The sequence below is a fragment of the Limnohabitans sp. 15K genome (assembly GCF_002778285.1).
Taxonomy (GTDB): Bacteria; Pseudomonadota; Gammaproteobacteria; order Burkholderiales; family Burkholderiaceae_C; genus Limnohabitans_A.
The window spans coordinates 122,487-136,140 of sequence record NZ_NESM01000005.1; the positions used below are offsets into that span (position 1 = coordinate 122,487).

Consider the following 13,654-nt stretch of genomic DNA (forward strand, 5'->3'; position numbering starts at 1 on the left):
GCCGCGCTTCTGGGGCTCAGACCCCGCGTGCGCGCTCGCTCTTGAACTGAGCCCGGAACTGCGTGAACTGTCCCGCGTCGAGTGACTCGCGCACTTCGCGCATCAGGTTCAGGTAGTAGTGCAGGTTGTGGATGGTGGTCAGCATGGGGCCGAGCATTTCGCCGCAGCGGTCCAGGTGGTGCATGTAAGCGCGGCTGAAACCCTCGCGGCCACCGTTGTCCCACGACACGCCAGACGTTCCCGCGCAGGCATGGCAGGTGCAGCTGGTGTCGAGTGGTTGCGGGTCGTTTTTGTGGCGGGCGTTGCGCAGCTTCAGGTCACCAAAGCGGGTGAACACCGTGCCGTTGCGAGCATTGCGGGTGGGCATCACGCAGTCGAACATGTCCACACCATCGGCCACGCCTTGCACCAAATCCTCGGGCGTGCCCACGCCCATCAGGTAGCGCGGCTTGTGGGCAGGCAGACGGTGCGGGGTGTGCGCCATGATCTGCAGCATCAGGTCTTTGGGCTCGCCCACGCTCACGCCACCCACGGCGTAACCCGGAAAGTCCATCTCCACCAGCGCATCGAGTGATTCCTGGCGCAGGTTCTCGAACATGCCGCCTTGCACGATGCCAAACAGCGCATTGGGGTTTTCCAGGCGGGCGAACTCGTCTTTCGAGCGCACGGCCCAGCGGCGGCTCATCTCCATCGACTTGCGGGCTTCTGCTTCGGTTGTCAAGTGACCTTTGGTCTCGTAAGGCGTGCACTCGTCGAGTTGCATCACGATGTCCGAGTTCAGGATGGTCTGGATCTGCATGCTCACCTCGGGCGACATGAAGAGCTTGTCGCCGTTCACGGGGCTGGCGAAGGTCACGCCTTCTTCGGTGATCTTGCGCATGTCGCCCAGCGACCAGACCTGAAACCCGCCCGAGTCGGTCAAGATGGGTTTGTCCCATTTCTCAAATTGGTGCAAGCCGCCAAAGCCTTTCATGATGTCGAGCCCTGGGCGCATCCACAGGTGAAAGGTGTTGCCCAAAATGATTTGCGCGCCCATCTCGTGCAGGCTGCGCGGCATCACACCTTTGACGGTGCCATAGGTCCCTACGGGCATGAAGATGGGCGTTTGCACCACGCCATGGTTCAGGGTCAGCGTGCCGCGGCGGGCGTGGCTGGAGGGGTCGGTTTTGAGCAGGTCGAATTGGAGCATGGCAGGGATTGTAGGAGTGGGGTGGCGCTTCAGGCCTGTTGTGTTCGCGTCAGCAGCATCGCATCGCCATAGCTGAAGAAGCGGTACTGGTTCGCGATCGCGTGGCGGTAAAGCGCCATGATGTGCTCGTAGCCCGCAAAGGCGCTCACCAACATCATCAGCGTGCTTTTGGGCAGGTGGAAGTTGGTGATCAGGTGGTCCACCACTTGGAACTCGAACCCCGGTGTGATGAAGATTTGGGTGTCGCCACTGGCGTGGCCGAACTTGGCCCAAGACTCCAGCGTGCGCACGGTGGTGGTGCCCACTGCCAAAACCTTGCCGCCCCGCGCTTTGCACTCGGCAATCGCCTGCTGCGTGGCCTCGGGCACTTCGTACCACTCGCTGTGCATGGTGTGCTCGGCAATGTTTTCAGTCTTGACCGGCTGGAAGGTGCCTGCGCCCACATGCAGCGTGACGCTGGCGGTGTGCACGCCGCGTGCGGCCAGGGCTGACAAAACCCCATCGTCAAAATGCAGCGCCGCCGTAGGCGCGGCCACTGCGCCAGGCGCACGCGCAAACACAGTCTGATAACGCCGCGCGTCTTCTGCGGTGTCGGCATGGTCGGCCGTGCCCGCTGGTCGTTCAATGTAAGGGGGCAGTGGCACCACGCCGTGCTTTTCCATCAAGGCGTGCGGCTCGTCGCTCAGCTGCAGGTGAAACAGCTGGCCGTTTTCATCGGGCCAGCGACCGAGCAAGACGGCATCAAAACCGCCCTGACGAGCGCCTCCGGCCAAGTACATCTTTCCGCCCAAAAGGGGCTTCTTGCTCACTTTCATGTGCGCTACCACTTGGTGACCGGGCAATACACGCTCAATCAGCAACTCCAACTTGCCGCCAGATGCCTTCTCGCCAAAGATGCGCGCCTTGATGACCTTGGTGTCGTTGAACACCAGCAGATCGCCCTTATTCAGCAGGCTGGGCAGTTCGTTGAAGATGCGATCGACGATGGTGGTTGCGGAGCCATCCAGCAAACGCGAGCTGCTGCGCTGGGCGGCAGGGTGCTGGGCAATCAGTTCGGGGAGGAGTTCGAAGTCGAAGTCACTCAAGGTGAATTCGCGGGGGGCGGGGAAAGATGTCATGGTGCAGGGCTTAACAGGCCCCTCCTAATTGGAAAGCCATGATTTTCTCATGACCTTTCCACAGGGTCTCGGCAAGCTTATTTCTTGCAACCTGTTTTGATAAGAGCGGTCTCAACAGCCTCAACTTCACCTTTGAACTTTGCGACATCACCTGCGTGGTCACCTGACAATTTGCTGGCAGGAATCAGTACCAAAAAGACGGTTGCGGCATCTACATTGGCTTTGCTGTCTTGCAAGGATGAGAACTTGGCCAATTGGCTGCGTGCCTCTGACATTTGAAGAGCCAGCTGTGTGCAATCTTGACCCATGTATTTTTCATGCGAAACAAAAGAGGCTGAGATGCTTTCAGGGCGCGTGGCACAGCCGCTGCTGATGAGCACGGCGAGAGATGCGATGAAGAAGAGGGTTTTCATGGTGTTTAAATTTGAAAGTTAAAAACATATTTTACTTATAAATTAATTAAAAAATACTAAAAAATAATCGTATTGATAAATAAGAATTTGTTTGTCGAACAAGGAAGATGCCATCGATTCATCTGGTTCGAGGTCGATCAATATGTCGAGGAAGGCAAAGGGAAAAGAGCGATTTCACGCTGAGCTTCTCGCGTCACAATCAAGCCATGCCAGCCAAGCCAATCCCTCCGGCAGCGAAAACTGCTGCCAAAACCCTCAGCGCCCCCCAAAAGGCGCTGATCAAGCTCGGCTTGAGGCGTGACATCGATCTGGCGCTGCACCTGCCGCTGCGCTACGAAGACGAGACCCGCATCGTCAAGCTGGTGGATGCCCGTGAAGGCGATGTGGCACAGATCGAAGCGACGGTCACGGCCTGCGAGATCACGATGCGGCCGCGCCGCCAGCTGCTGGTGACGGTAGACGACGGCTCAGACACCTGCGTGATGCGGTTTTTCAGTTTTTACCCTTCGCACCAAAAGGCGCTGGCGGTGGGCAACCGCATCCGGGCGCGGGGCGAAGTCAAGGGCGGCTTCATGGGCCTGACCATGATGCACCCGACTTTCAAGGCCGCTGGCGGTAATTTGGCAGAGGCTTTAACGCCCGTTTACCCGACGGTGGCAGGCTTGGCGCAAGCTTATTTGCGCCGTGCCGTCATCACGGGCTTGAACCATGCCGACCTGAGCGAGACCATGCCTGCGGGCATCGCTTGGCCTGACCCGCGAGGTGCTTGGTCGCTGCGAGATGCTTTGCGTTTTTTGCACCACCCCACGCCCGATGTGTCGCTGGCCGCGCTGGAAGACCGCAGCCACCCGGCCTGGATTCGCCTGAAGTGTGAAGAGTTGCTGGCCCAGCAGCTGTCGCAGCTCACCGCCAAACGCGAGCGCGATTTGTTGCGCGCCCCGGCCTTGAAGCTCAAAGCCCATGGTTTGTATGGCCAGTTGCTGGCCGCTTTGCCCTTTGGACTGACGAACGCTCAGAAGCGTGTGGGCCAAGAAATTGCCAAAGACTTGGACCGCAATGTGCCGATGCACCGCTTGCTGCAAGGCGATGTGGGCGCGGGCAAGACCGTGGTGGCAGCCTTGGCGGCCATGGTGGCGGTGAACGCGGGCTGGCAATGCGCCCTGATGGCGCCGACCGAAATCTTGGCCACCCAGCACTTTGCCAAACTGGTGGGCTGGCTGGAGCCTTTGGGCGTCAAAGTCGCTTGGCTGATTGGCAGCCAAAAGAAAAAAGAACGCGCCGCCATGCTGGCGCTGATCGAGTCGGGCGAAGCCGCGCTGGTGGTGGGCACGCACGCGGTCATTCAAGAACACGTCAAGTTCAAGAATCTGGCGCTGGCCATCATCGACGAGCAGCACCGCTTTGGCGTGGCGCAGCGTCTGGCCTTGCGCGGCAAGATGCAGGCCGATGGCATGGAGCCGCACATGCTGATGATGACGGCCACGCCCATTCCGCGCACGTTGGCCATGAGTTATTACGCCGACTTGGATGTGTCGGTGATCGACGAGCTGCCGCCTGGGCGCACGCCCATCGTGACCCGCGTGGTGTCGGACCACCGCCGTGACGAAGTGGTCTCGCGCATTGGGGCGCAGCTGCAAGAGGGACGGCAGGTGTACTGGGTGTGCCCCTTGATTGAAGAAAGCGAAGCGCTGGACCTGACCAACGCCACCCAGACCCATGCCGACCTGAGCGAAGCGCTGCCGGGCGTGATGGTCGGCCTGCTGCATTCGCGCATGCCTGTGGCCGAAAAGAAAGCGGTGATGGAACTCTTCACCGCAGGCGTGATGGGTGTGCTGGTCAGCACCACGGTGATCGAGGTGGGGGTGGACGTGCCCAATGCCTCACTGATGGTGATCGAGCATGCCGAGCGTTTTGGCCTCTCCCAACTCCATCAGTTGCGCGGTCGTGTGGGACGCGGTGCAGCCGCATCGGCCTGCGTGCTGCTCTATGGCACGCCGGAGGGGGGGCGTTTGAGTGAGACGGCCCGTGAACGCCTGCGGGCCATGGTCGAGACGAATGACGGTTTCGAGATCGCCCGGCGCGACTTGGAAATCCGCGGGCCGGGTGAGTTTTTGGGTGCGCGGCAGTCGGGTGCGCCTTTGCTGCGCTTTGCCGATCTGGAAACCGACGGGCATTTGTTGGACTGGGCGCGTGCCCTGGCGCCGCACATGCTCGACCAGCACGCTTATTTGGCCGAACGCCACATTGGCCGTTGGTTGGGCGGGAAATCCGAGTATTTGAAAGCTTGATGTTCAAATAACCCCCATGACCCTGACCGAACTCAAATACATCGTGGCCGTGGCCCGTGAAAAGCACTTTGGCAAGGCGGCCGAGGCTTGCTTCGTGTCGCAGCCCACGCTCTCGTTGGCCATCAAGAAGCTGGAAGAAGAGCTGGAGGTCAAGCTGTTTGAGCGCAGCGCGAGCGAGGTGTCGGTCACCACGCTGGGCGAAGAAATCATTCGCCAAGCGCAAAGCGTGCTGGAGCAAGCCGCCGAGATCAAAGAAATCGCCAAGCGCGGCAAAGACCCCTTGGCAGGCACCATGCGGCTGGGTGTCATCTACACCATCGGGCCTTATTTGCTGCCCGACCTGGTGCGCCAGATCATCACCGACATCCCGCAGATGCCTTTGATGCTGCAAGAAAATTTCACCGTGCGCTTGCTTGAGATGCTGCGCACAGGTGAGCTGGACTGTGCTATTTTGGCCGAACCCTTTCCCGAGTCAGGGCTGGCGGTGGCCCCTTTGTACGACGAGAGCTTCATGGCTGCACTGCCTTTGAGCCATCCTTTGGCCCAAGAGAAGTCCATCACCACCGAGCAGCTGAAAAACGAAACCATGCTGCTGCTGGGCGCAGGCCATTGCTTTCGCGACCATGTGCTGGAGGTGTGCCCCGAGTTTGCCCGTTATGCCAGCCAGGCCGATGGGATCCGCAAGACGTTCGAAGGCTCATCGCTCGAAACCATCAAGCACATGGTGGCCGCAGGCATGGGCGTGACCTTGGTGCCTCGCCTGTCGGTGCCCGACCTCAAGCCCGTGCACAAGCGCTCGGGCGGTCACCACGATTCGCCTGTGCGTTATTTGCCCATCGTGGACCCTGCGGGGGGCAAGCCGCCCACGCGGCGTGTGGTGTTGGCTTGGCGTCGCAGCTTCACCCGATACGAAGCCATTGCCGCTGTGCGCAACGCCATTTATGCCTGTCCACTGCCTGGTGTGACGCGTTTGTCTTGAGGGGTTTTCCGTGGCCACCAAACTCAAGCTTTACCTGGACCTGATCCGCTGGAACCGGCCTGCGGGTTGGTTGCTTTTGTTGTGGCCGTCTCTGGCGGCTTTATGGGTGGCCGCTGGCGGGTTTCCCGGTTGGCACTTGATCGCGGTGTTCACGTTGGGCACCATCCTCATGCGCAGCGCGGGGTGTTGCGTCAACGATGTGGCGGACCGTGACTTTGACAAACACGTCAAACGCACGGCGAACCGCCCGGTGACCAGTGGTCGAATCGGCGTCAAAGAGGCGCTGGCTGTGGGTGTGGTGCTGGCGCTGTGTGCGTTTGCTTTGGTGCTGACCACCAATGCGGCCACCATTCAGTGGTCGTTCGCCGCCTTGGCCGTCACCCTGTTGTACCCCTATGCCAAACGCCATGTGTCGATGCCGCAAGCGGTGTTGGGCGTGGCTTTCAGTTTTGGCATCCCGATGGCTTTTGCCGCTGTGCAGGGGAGTGTGCCGCCATTGGCTTGGGGCTTGCTTTTGGGTAACTTGTTTTGGGTTTTGGCCTATGACACCGAATACGCCATGGTCGACCGGGATGACGATTTGAAAATCGGCATGAAGACTTCGGCCATCACTTTGGGTCGCTGGGATGTACTGGCCATTGCCGGCTTTTACGCGGCTTATTTGACGGTGTGGGCCGTGTTGCTGGATGCGTCACAACGCGGCCAGTGGTTTGGCTTGGGGCTGATGGGCGCTTTGGCCCAAGTGCTCTGGCATGTTTTCTTGATTAAGGATCGCACACGCGAGGGCTGCTTCAAGGCTTTTCGCTTGAACCACTGGTTGGGCTTCAGTGTGTTTCTGGGCGTGGCCTTGTCTTACCGCTGAGTTGACACCCCGTGTGAGGGCGCGCGTCAGGCTTTGCCAAACTCATCGCCCAGTTCCCGTGCGCGCACCTCAGCCGCGTGCATGGCTTTGACAAAAGATGCTTTAACGCCCGAAGTCTCCAGCGCCGTGATGGCTGCGTAGGTGGTGCCGCCCTTGGACGTCACGCGTTGGCGCAGCACCTCGGCCGGCTCGGTCGATGCCGCTGCCAAAGAAGATGCGCCGGAGAAAGTGGCCACTGCCAATTGGTAGGCTTGCGCAGCGCTCAGGCCCATGCTGGCACCTGCTTCGGTCATCGCTTCCAGGAAGTAAAACACATAGGCAGGACCGGAACCCGAAAGCGCGGTCACTGCATCCAGCTGAGACTCTTGCTGCAACCACAGAAATTTCCCTGTGGTGCTTATGACGCGTTCAACCAAGGCTTGGTCTGCCAGCGTGACGGTAGGGCAGGGGAACAATCCGGTCATGCCTTGACCCACCAGTGCGGGTGTGTTGGGCATGCAGCGCACCACGCGGTTGGTGCCTAACCAGCGACAAATGCTGTCGGTGCGAATGCCAGCAGCGACAGACAGATGAAGTGCAGAACGCGTAAAAGGCATGACGGGTGCTGCGGCTTCGCTGAAAACCTGGGGTTTAACCGCCCAAACAACCAAGTCAGCGCGGGACAAAGAGGGGTCAGCGGCACTCAATGCTGTGATGCCGAAATCCGACAGGAGTTTTGCTGCGGTCTCCGCAAAAGGCTCCACAACAAGGATCTGTTCTGGTTTCATGCCCTGGCGAATCAAACCGCCGATGATGGCGCTGGCCATGTTGCCGCCGCCGATGAATGCCAGGGTGTTGCTGAAGGTGGACATATATAGAGAATTCGACTGGAAATGAAAGAATTGGGGCCATTGTCGCTTTTTCAGAGGGTAAGCCAAGAGGACATGACCGCGGAACAAGTGACTTGGGCGCGATTTAAGGACTGAGAACACCGAAATAGGCAAATAATTTCACAAAGGTGTTGCGTACCCCTGTCTTTTCAGACATAATAGTGGGCTTCGCCTTGCAAAAGGCGTAGTTATCTGCCCAAACTGAAGCGCTGCGAGTGGTTCGCGGTGTGAATGACGGGTCCAAGACTGATTTCTGTTGGATGGCTGCAAAGCTGGCTGGCAAGAAATACAAGTTGGGAACAAAGAAATGATCCAGACAGAATCTCGGTTGGATGTGGCCGACAACACCGGCGCCAAGTCCGTGCTGTGCATTAAGGTGCTCGGCGGGTCTAAGCGTCGCTATGCAAGTGTTGGCGACATCATCAAAGTGAGCATCAAAGAAGCCGCCCCGCGTGGTCGCGTCAAAAAAGGCGAGATCTATAGCGCTGTGGTGGTTCGCACTGCCAAAGGCATCCGCCGTGGCGATGGCTCCCTCATCAAATTCGATGGCAACGCAGCTGTGTTGCTGAATGCCAAGTTGGAGCCTATTGGCACCCGCATCTTCGGCCCGGTCACGCGTGAACTGCGTACCGAGAAGTTCATGAAGATCGTGTCCTTGGCTCCTGAAGTACTGTAAGGACGCGCCATGAACAAGATTCGCACAGGCGATGAAATCATCGTCATCACAGGTCGGGACAAAGGCAAGCGCGGCAAAGTAACTGCCCGTGCAACCGATTCTCACCTGCTGATCGATGGCATCAACATCGTTAAAAAGCACGCCAAGCCAAACCCTATGAAGGGCACAACTGGCGGCATCATCGAAAAGGCCATGCCGATTCACCAATCCAATGTGGCGATTTTCAACGTCGCAACTGGCAAGGCTGATCGCGTGGGCGTCAAGCTGCAAGCTGATGGTAAGCGCGTTCGCGTTTACAAATCCAGCGGCGAAGAAATCAAGGTGGCATGAGCATGGCACGTTTGCAACAAATCTTCCGCGAGAAAATCGCTGCCGAGTTGACAGCCAAGTTTGGCTACAAGTCGCCTATGCAGGTTCCTCGCATCACCAAGATCACCTTGAACATGGGTGTATCTGAAGCGGTCGCTGACAAGAAAGTCATGGACCACGCTGTGAGCGACTTGACCAAGATCGCAGGCCAAAAGCCTGTGGTGACCAAGGCCAAGAAAGCGATTGCCGGCTTCAAGATCCGTGAGCAACAACCTATCGGTTGCATGGTGACTTTGCGTGGCGTTCAGATGTATGAATTCCTGGACCGTTTCGTGACCGTGGCTTTGCCTCGCGTTCGTGACTTCCGTGGTATCTCTGGTCGTGCATTCGATGGCCGTGGTAACTACAACATAGGCGTCAAAGAGCAGATCATTTTCCCTGAAATTGAGTACGACAAGGTCGATGCCTTGCGCGGTCTCAACATCAGCATCACCACAACGGCCAAGTCTGACGAAGAGTGCAAAGCACTCTTGACAGCTTTCCGCTTCCCCTTCAAGAACTGAGGTGTCACGTGGCTAAAGTAGCTTTGATCGAGCGTGAGCTCAAGCGTGAAAAATTGGCAGCCAAGTACGCAAAAAAATATGCGGAACTGAAAGCCATCGCCAACGATTTCAAGCGCAGCGATGAAGAGCGTGCAGCTGCCCGTCTGGGCCTGCAAAAGCTCCCACGCAACGCCAACCCGACCCGCCAACGCAACCGCTGTGAAATCACCGGTCGCCCACGCGGTACGTTCCGTCAATTTGGTCTGGGTCGCGCCAAGATCCGTGAATTAGCCTTCGCAGGCAACATTCCGGGCGTGACCAAGGCCAGCTGGTAATCGGCAGGAGATAACAACATGAGCATGAGTGATCCTATTGCCGATCTGTTGACCCGCATCCGTAATGCACAGATGGTGGCCAAAGCCGCCGTGATGGTGCCTTCATCCAAAGTGAAGGTCGCCATTGCCCAAGTGCTGAAAGATGAAGGCTACATTGATGGCTTCCAAGTCAAAACCGAAGATGGCAAAGCCACCCTCGAAATCGCCCTGAAGTACTACGCTGGCCGTCCGGTCATCGAACGTATTGAGCGCGTGAGCCGTCCTGGCCTGCGTGTGTACAAAGGCCGTGATGCTATTCCTCAAGTCCAAAACGGCTTGGGCGTGGCCATCGTCACCACACCTCAAGGTGTGATGACCGATCGCAAAGCGCGTGCAGCCGGTGTCGGCGGCGAAGTGCTGTGCTACGTCGCTTAAAGGGAGAAAAAGAATGTCCCGAGTAGGAAAAATGCCTGTGACCATCCCCGCTGGCGTGGATGTGTCCATCAAACAAGATCAAATCAGTGTGAAGGGTACGGGTGGTCAGTTGGCCATCAACGCCAACATGCTGGTAACTGTGACCAACGACGGCGGCAAATTGAGTTTTGCTCCGGCCAATGATTCACGCGAAGCCAATGCCATGAGCGGCACCATGCGTCAGCTGGTGAACAACATGGTGACTGGCGTGACCAAGGGCTTCGAGAAGAAGTTGAACTTGGTGGGCGTGGGTTACAAAGCGGCTGCTTCTGGCGCCAAATTGAACCTGGCTGTTGGTTATTCACACCCTGTCAACATCGACATGCCTGCGGGCATCACGGTAGCCACCCCAACCGCGACTGAAATCGTGATCAAAGGTGCTGACCGTCAACGTGTTGGCCAAATTGCTGCTGAGATCCGTGCTGTTCGTCCTCCTGAGCCTTACAAAGGCAAGGGCATCCGTTATTCGGATGAGAAGATCACGATCAAAGAGACTAAGAAGAAATAAGGAGCTGCATCATGTTGACCAAGAAAGAGCAGCGTCTCCGTCGTGCACGCCAAACACGCATCCGCATTGCACAGCAAGGCGTGGCGCGTTTGACAGTGAACCGTACCAACCTGCACATCTACGCCAGCGTTATCTCTGGCTGTGGTACCAAAGTGTTGGCCAGCGCATCAACAGCCGAAGCCGAAGTGCGCACGGCCTTGGGCGCTACTGGCAAAGGCGGCAATGCCGCTGCGGCCACAGTGATTGGCAAGCGCATTGCTGAAAAAGCAAAAGCTGCTGGCGTTGAGAAGGTCGCCTTCGACCGCGCAGGTTTCGCTTACCACGGTCGTGTCAAGGCTTTGGCCGAAGCAGCCCGTGAAGCAGGTCTGCAGTTCTAAACGGATCGGAGTTACAAATGGCTAAATTTACAGCAAAACCGCAGAGCGACGGTCCTGAAGACGGTCTCCGCGAAAAGATGATCGCGGTCAACCGCGTGACCAAAGTGGTGAAGGGCGGCCGTATTCTCGGTTTCGCAGCCTTGACCGTGGTCGGTGATGGCGATGGCAAAGTGGGCATGGGCAAAGGCAAATCGAAAGAAGTGCCAGCGGCTGTGCAAAAAGCGATGGAAGAAGCCCGTCGCAACTTGGCCAAAGTGCACCTCAAGAATGGCACGATTCACCACGCCGTTTACGGTCACCATGGCGCAGCTCGCGTCATGATGGCACCAGCGCCAAAAGGTACCGGCATCATCGCTGGTGGTCCTATGCGCGCTGTGTTCGAAGTGGTGGGCATCACCGACATCGTGGCCAAGAGCCATGGTTCGTCTAACCCTTACAACATGGTTCGTGCCACCTTGGACGCTTTGTCCAATTGCACAACAGCTTCCAACGTGGCCGCCAAGCGTGGCAAGTCGGTTGAAGAGTTGTTCGGCTGAACCGGAGAACGAACATGACGACACAATCTACAGTGAAAGTCCAATTGGTCCGTAGCCCAATTGGCACCAAAGAGTCCCATCGCGCCACCGTGCGTGGTCTGGGCTTGCGCAGGCTGAATTCTGTGAGCGAGTTGCAAGACACGCCTGCAGTGCGCGGCATGATCAACAAGATCAGCTATCTGGTCAAAGTTCTCTAAGAGGCGAATGATGGAACTCAATAGCATCAAGCCCGCAGAAGGCTCTAAGCACGCGCCACGTCGCGTGGGCCGTGGCATCGGTTCGGGTTTGGGTAAAACCGCCGGCCGTGGTCACAAAGGTCAGAAGTCACGTTCAGGCGGCTACCACAAGGTGGGTTTTGAAGGCGGTCAAATGCCTTTGCAGCGCCGTTTGCCCAAGCGTGGTTTCAAATCACATTTGCTGAAGTACAACGCAGAAATCACACTGACCACCTTGTCCCGTTTGGACTTGGCAGAAGTGGACGTCTTGACATTGAAGCAAGCTGGTCTGGTTTCGCAAATGGCCAAAGTGGTCAAAGTGATCAACACAGGTGAGTTGACCAAAGCTGTCAAATTGACAGGTATTGGCGCGACTGCTGGTGCCAAGGTGGCCATTGAGGCTGCTGGCGGCTCTGTTGCCTGAATGTTCATAAGCGAGAAACACTGTGGCAACCAGCGCTAATTCAACAGCTAAAGCAGACAAGTTCGGCGATTTGCGTCGCCGCCTTCTGTTTTTGTTGCTTGCGCTGGTGGTTTACCGTGCGGGCGCACACATTCCTGTGCCAGGCATTGATCCTGAGCAGCTCAAGCAGTTGTTCAATGGTCAGCAAGGCGGCATTTTGAATTTGTTCAATATGTTTTCCGGTGGCGCACTGTCCCGGTTCACTATTTTTGCGTTGGGCATCATGCCGTACATCTCTGCATCCATCGTGATGCAGTTGTTGACGTACGTTTTGCCCTCGTTTGAGCAAATGAAAAAAGAAGGTGAAGCTGGGAGACGAAAAATCACCCAGTACACACGATTCGGTGCCTTGGGCTTGGCTGTATTTCAGTCGTTTGGTATCGCTGTGGCCCTTGAGGCGTCGGCTGGTTTGGTGATCAATCCTGGCATGGGATTTCGGATGACTGCCGTGGTGAGTTTGGCGGCAGGCTCCATGTTCCTTATGTGGTTGGGTGAGCAAATCACTGAGCGCGGTTTGGGCAATGGCATTTCAATCCTGATTTTTGCCGGTATTGCAGCAGGACTGCCGAGTGCCTTGGGTGGTTTGTTCGAGTTGGTTCGCACGGGTGCTATGAACCCATTGATCTCTATTTTGATCATTGTGGTGGTGGCTTTGGTCACCTACTTCGTGGTGTTTGTAGAGCGTGGACAGCGCAAGATTTTGGTGAATTACGCACGCCGTCAGGTTGGTAACAAGGTTTATGGTGGGCAATCGTCGCATCTGCCTTTGAAGCTGAACATGGCTGGGGTGATTCCGCCGATCTTTGCTTCTTCGATCATTTTGTTGCCTGCCACCCTCATTGGATGGTTCAGCTCGGGATCATCTGAGAGTGCTGTGGTTCGATTCTTCAAAGATGTGGCTAACGCATTGGCACCTGGACAACCCGTCTATGTGATGTTTTATGCCGCGGCGATCATTTTCTTCTGTTTCTTTTACACAGCGTTGGTTTTCAATAGCCGTGAAACTGCAGAGAATTTGAAGAAAAGCGGTGCTTTCATTCCGGGTATTCGGCCAGGTGAGCAGACAGCGAAGTACATCGACAAGATCCTTTTGCGTTTGACGGCTGTTGGCGCTGCATACATCACATTCGTGTGTTTGTTGCCTGAGTTTTTGATTCTGAAATACAATGTTCCGTTTTACTTTGGCGGCACATCCCTTCTGATCATTGTTGTTGTGACCATGGATTTCATGGCTCAAGTACAAAACTACTTGATGTCACAACAGTACGATTCGCTTTTGAAGAAGGCGAGTTTCAAGTCTTGAGTGACTTGTTCGAAGTTTGGTAAAGAACCTTGCGCATTTTGTGCAAGGCCATATTTTTCACCTGGTCTGAGAAGTCTGGGTATCGATGAGTTTTAGGAGAGAACCATGAGAGTTTCTGCTTCGGTGAAAAAAATTTGCCGTAACTGCAAAGTCATTCGCCGTAAAGGCGTTGTTCGTGTGATCTGTACAGATCCACGTCACAAGCAGCGTCAAGGCTGA

19 protein-coding genes are annotated in these 13,654 nt (G+C 56.7%); 15 read left to right on the plus strand and 4 right to left on the minus strand.

Annotated features, from left to right (window positions below):
* Window positions 1-16 precede the first annotated feature (16 nt).
* The 3 genes from tgt to B9Z40_RS15245 all read right to left on the minus strand — a co-directional run bounded on the left by tgt (window position 17) and on the right by B9Z40_RS15245 (window position 2,720).
* Entirely contained in the window at window positions 17-1,189 is a 1,173-nt protein-coding gene (tgt, locus tag B9Z40_RS15235) for a tRNA guanosine(34) transglycosylase Tgt (RefSeq protein ID WP_100174216.1), read from the minus strand.
* Between the two features lie 29 nt (window positions 1,190-1,218).
* Window positions 1,219-2,307, minus strand: a complete 1,089-nt coding sequence (gene queA, locus B9Z40_RS15240) for a tRNA preQ1(34) S-adenosylmethionine ribosyltransferase-isomerase QueA (protein WP_100174217.1) — start codon at window positions 2,305-2,307, stop codon at window positions 1,219-1,221.
* A 77-nt stretch (window positions 2,308-2,384) separates the two neighbouring features.
* Window positions 2,385-2,720, minus strand: a complete 336-nt coding sequence (locus B9Z40_RS15245) for a hypothetical protein (protein WP_100174218.1) — start codon at window positions 2,718-2,720, stop codon at window positions 2,385-2,387.
* A 206-nt stretch (window positions 2,721-2,926) separates the two neighbouring features.
* On the opposite strand from B9Z40_RS15245, the gene recG reads away from it, so the two are divergent.
* From recG to ubiA, 3 genes are read left to right on the plus strand one after another with little or no spacing between them, the layout of a single operon-like run.
* Window positions 2,927-5,008 (plus strand): ATP-dependent DNA helicase RecG, encoded by a 2,082-nt coding sequence (gene recG / locus B9Z40_RS15250; RefSeq protein ID WP_100174219.1) that lies wholly within the window; start codon window positions 2,927-2,929, stop codon window positions 5,006-5,008.
* Window positions 5,009-5,024: 16 nt separating this feature from the next.
* Window positions 5,025-5,987: a LysR substrate-binding domain-containing protein gene (locus B9Z40_RS15255; RefSeq protein WP_100174220.1), complete on the plus strand. Its 963-nt coding sequence runs from the start codon at window positions 5,025-5,027 to the stop codon at window positions 5,985-5,987.
* Window positions 5,988-5,997: 10 nt separating this feature from the next.
* Window positions 5,998-6,849 (plus strand): 4-hydroxybenzoate octaprenyltransferase, encoded by an 852-nt coding sequence (ubiA, locus tag B9Z40_RS15260; RefSeq protein ID WP_100174221.1) that lies wholly within the window; start codon window positions 5,998-6,000, stop codon window positions 6,847-6,849.
* A gap of 26 nt (window positions 6,850-6,875) precedes the next feature.
* On the opposite strand, the gene proC is transcribed toward ubiA, so the two are convergent.
* Window positions 6,876-7,700, minus strand: coding sequence for a pyrroline-5-carboxylate reductase (gene proC / locus B9Z40_RS15265; protein WP_100174222.1), 825 nt, complete (start codon window positions 7,698-7,700; stop codon window positions 6,876-6,878).
* A 325-nt stretch (window positions 7,701-8,025) separates the two neighbouring features.
* Here proC and rplN point away from each other — a divergent pair, with 325 nt between their 5' ends.
* From rplN to rpmJ, 12 genes are all read left to right on the plus strand, one after another.
* A complete protein-coding gene (gene rplN / locus B9Z40_RS15270; protein ID WP_019427444.1) occupies window positions 8,026-8,394 on the plus strand; it encodes a 50S ribosomal protein L14 in 369 nt (122 codons plus the stop codon).
* Between the two features lie 9 nt (window positions 8,395-8,403).
* Complete coding sequence (gene rplX, locus B9Z40_RS15275; protein ID WP_100174223.1) at window positions 8,404-8,724, plus strand: 50S ribosomal protein L24; 321 nt, start codon at window positions 8,404-8,406, stop codon at window positions 8,722-8,724.
* Window positions 8,725-8,726: 2 nt separating this feature from the next.
* Window positions 8,727-9,266 (plus strand): 50S ribosomal protein L5, encoded by a 540-nt coding sequence (gene rplE / locus B9Z40_RS15280; RefSeq protein ID WP_100174273.1) that lies wholly within the window; start codon window positions 8,727-8,729, stop codon window positions 9,264-9,266.
* 8 nt (window positions 9,267-9,274) lie between these two features.
* Window positions 9,275-9,580, plus strand: a complete 306-nt coding sequence (rpsN, locus tag B9Z40_RS15285) for a 30S ribosomal protein S14 (RefSeq protein ID WP_100174224.1) — start codon at window positions 9,275-9,277, stop codon at window positions 9,578-9,580.
* Window positions 9,581-9,598: 18 nt separating this feature from the next.
* A complete protein-coding gene (gene rpsH / locus B9Z40_RS15290) occupies window positions 9,599-9,994 on the plus strand; it encodes a 30S ribosomal protein S8 (RefSeq protein WP_062407198.1) in 396 nt (131 codons plus the stop codon).
* Between the two features lie 13 nt (window positions 9,995-10,007).
* The gene (rplF, locus tag B9Z40_RS15295; protein WP_100174225.1) at window positions 10,008-10,541 is read left to right on the plus strand and encodes a 50S ribosomal protein L6; all 534 of its coding nucleotides are present in this window, start codon (window positions 10,008-10,010) and stop codon (window positions 10,539-10,541) included.
* An 11-nt stretch (window positions 10,542-10,552) separates the two neighbouring features.
* On the plus strand, window positions 10,553-10,918 hold the full coding sequence (gene rplR / locus B9Z40_RS15300; RefSeq protein WP_100174226.1) for a 50S ribosomal protein L18: 366 nt from the start codon (window positions 10,553-10,555) through the stop codon (window positions 10,916-10,918).
* 17 nt (window positions 10,919-10,935) lie between these two features.
* Entirely contained in the window at window positions 10,936-11,454 is a 519-nt protein-coding gene (gene rpsE, locus B9Z40_RS15305) for a 30S ribosomal protein S5 (RefSeq protein ID WP_100174227.1), read from the plus strand.
* Between the two features lie 14 nt (window positions 11,455-11,468).
* Window positions 11,469-11,651, plus strand: coding sequence for a 50S ribosomal protein L30 (gene rpmD / locus B9Z40_RS15310; RefSeq protein ID WP_100174228.1), 183 nt, complete (start codon window positions 11,469-11,471; stop codon window positions 11,649-11,651).
* Between the two features lie 10 nt (window positions 11,652-11,661).
* Window positions 11,662-12,093, plus strand: a complete 432-nt coding sequence (rplO, locus tag B9Z40_RS15315) for a 50S ribosomal protein L15 (protein WP_100174274.1) — start codon at window positions 11,662-11,664, stop codon at window positions 12,091-12,093.
* A 22-nt stretch (window positions 12,094-12,115) separates the two neighbouring features.
* On the plus strand, window positions 12,116-13,435 hold the full coding sequence (gene secY / locus B9Z40_RS15320) for a preprotein translocase subunit SecY (RefSeq protein WP_100174229.1): 1,320 nt from the start codon (window positions 12,116-12,118) through the stop codon (window positions 13,433-13,435).
* Window positions 13,436-13,540: 105 nt separating this feature from the next.
* Window positions 13,541-13,654, plus strand: a complete 114-nt coding sequence (gene rpmJ / locus B9Z40_RS15325; RefSeq protein WP_028820150.1) for a 50S ribosomal protein L36 — start codon at window positions 13,541-13,543, stop codon at window positions 13,652-13,654.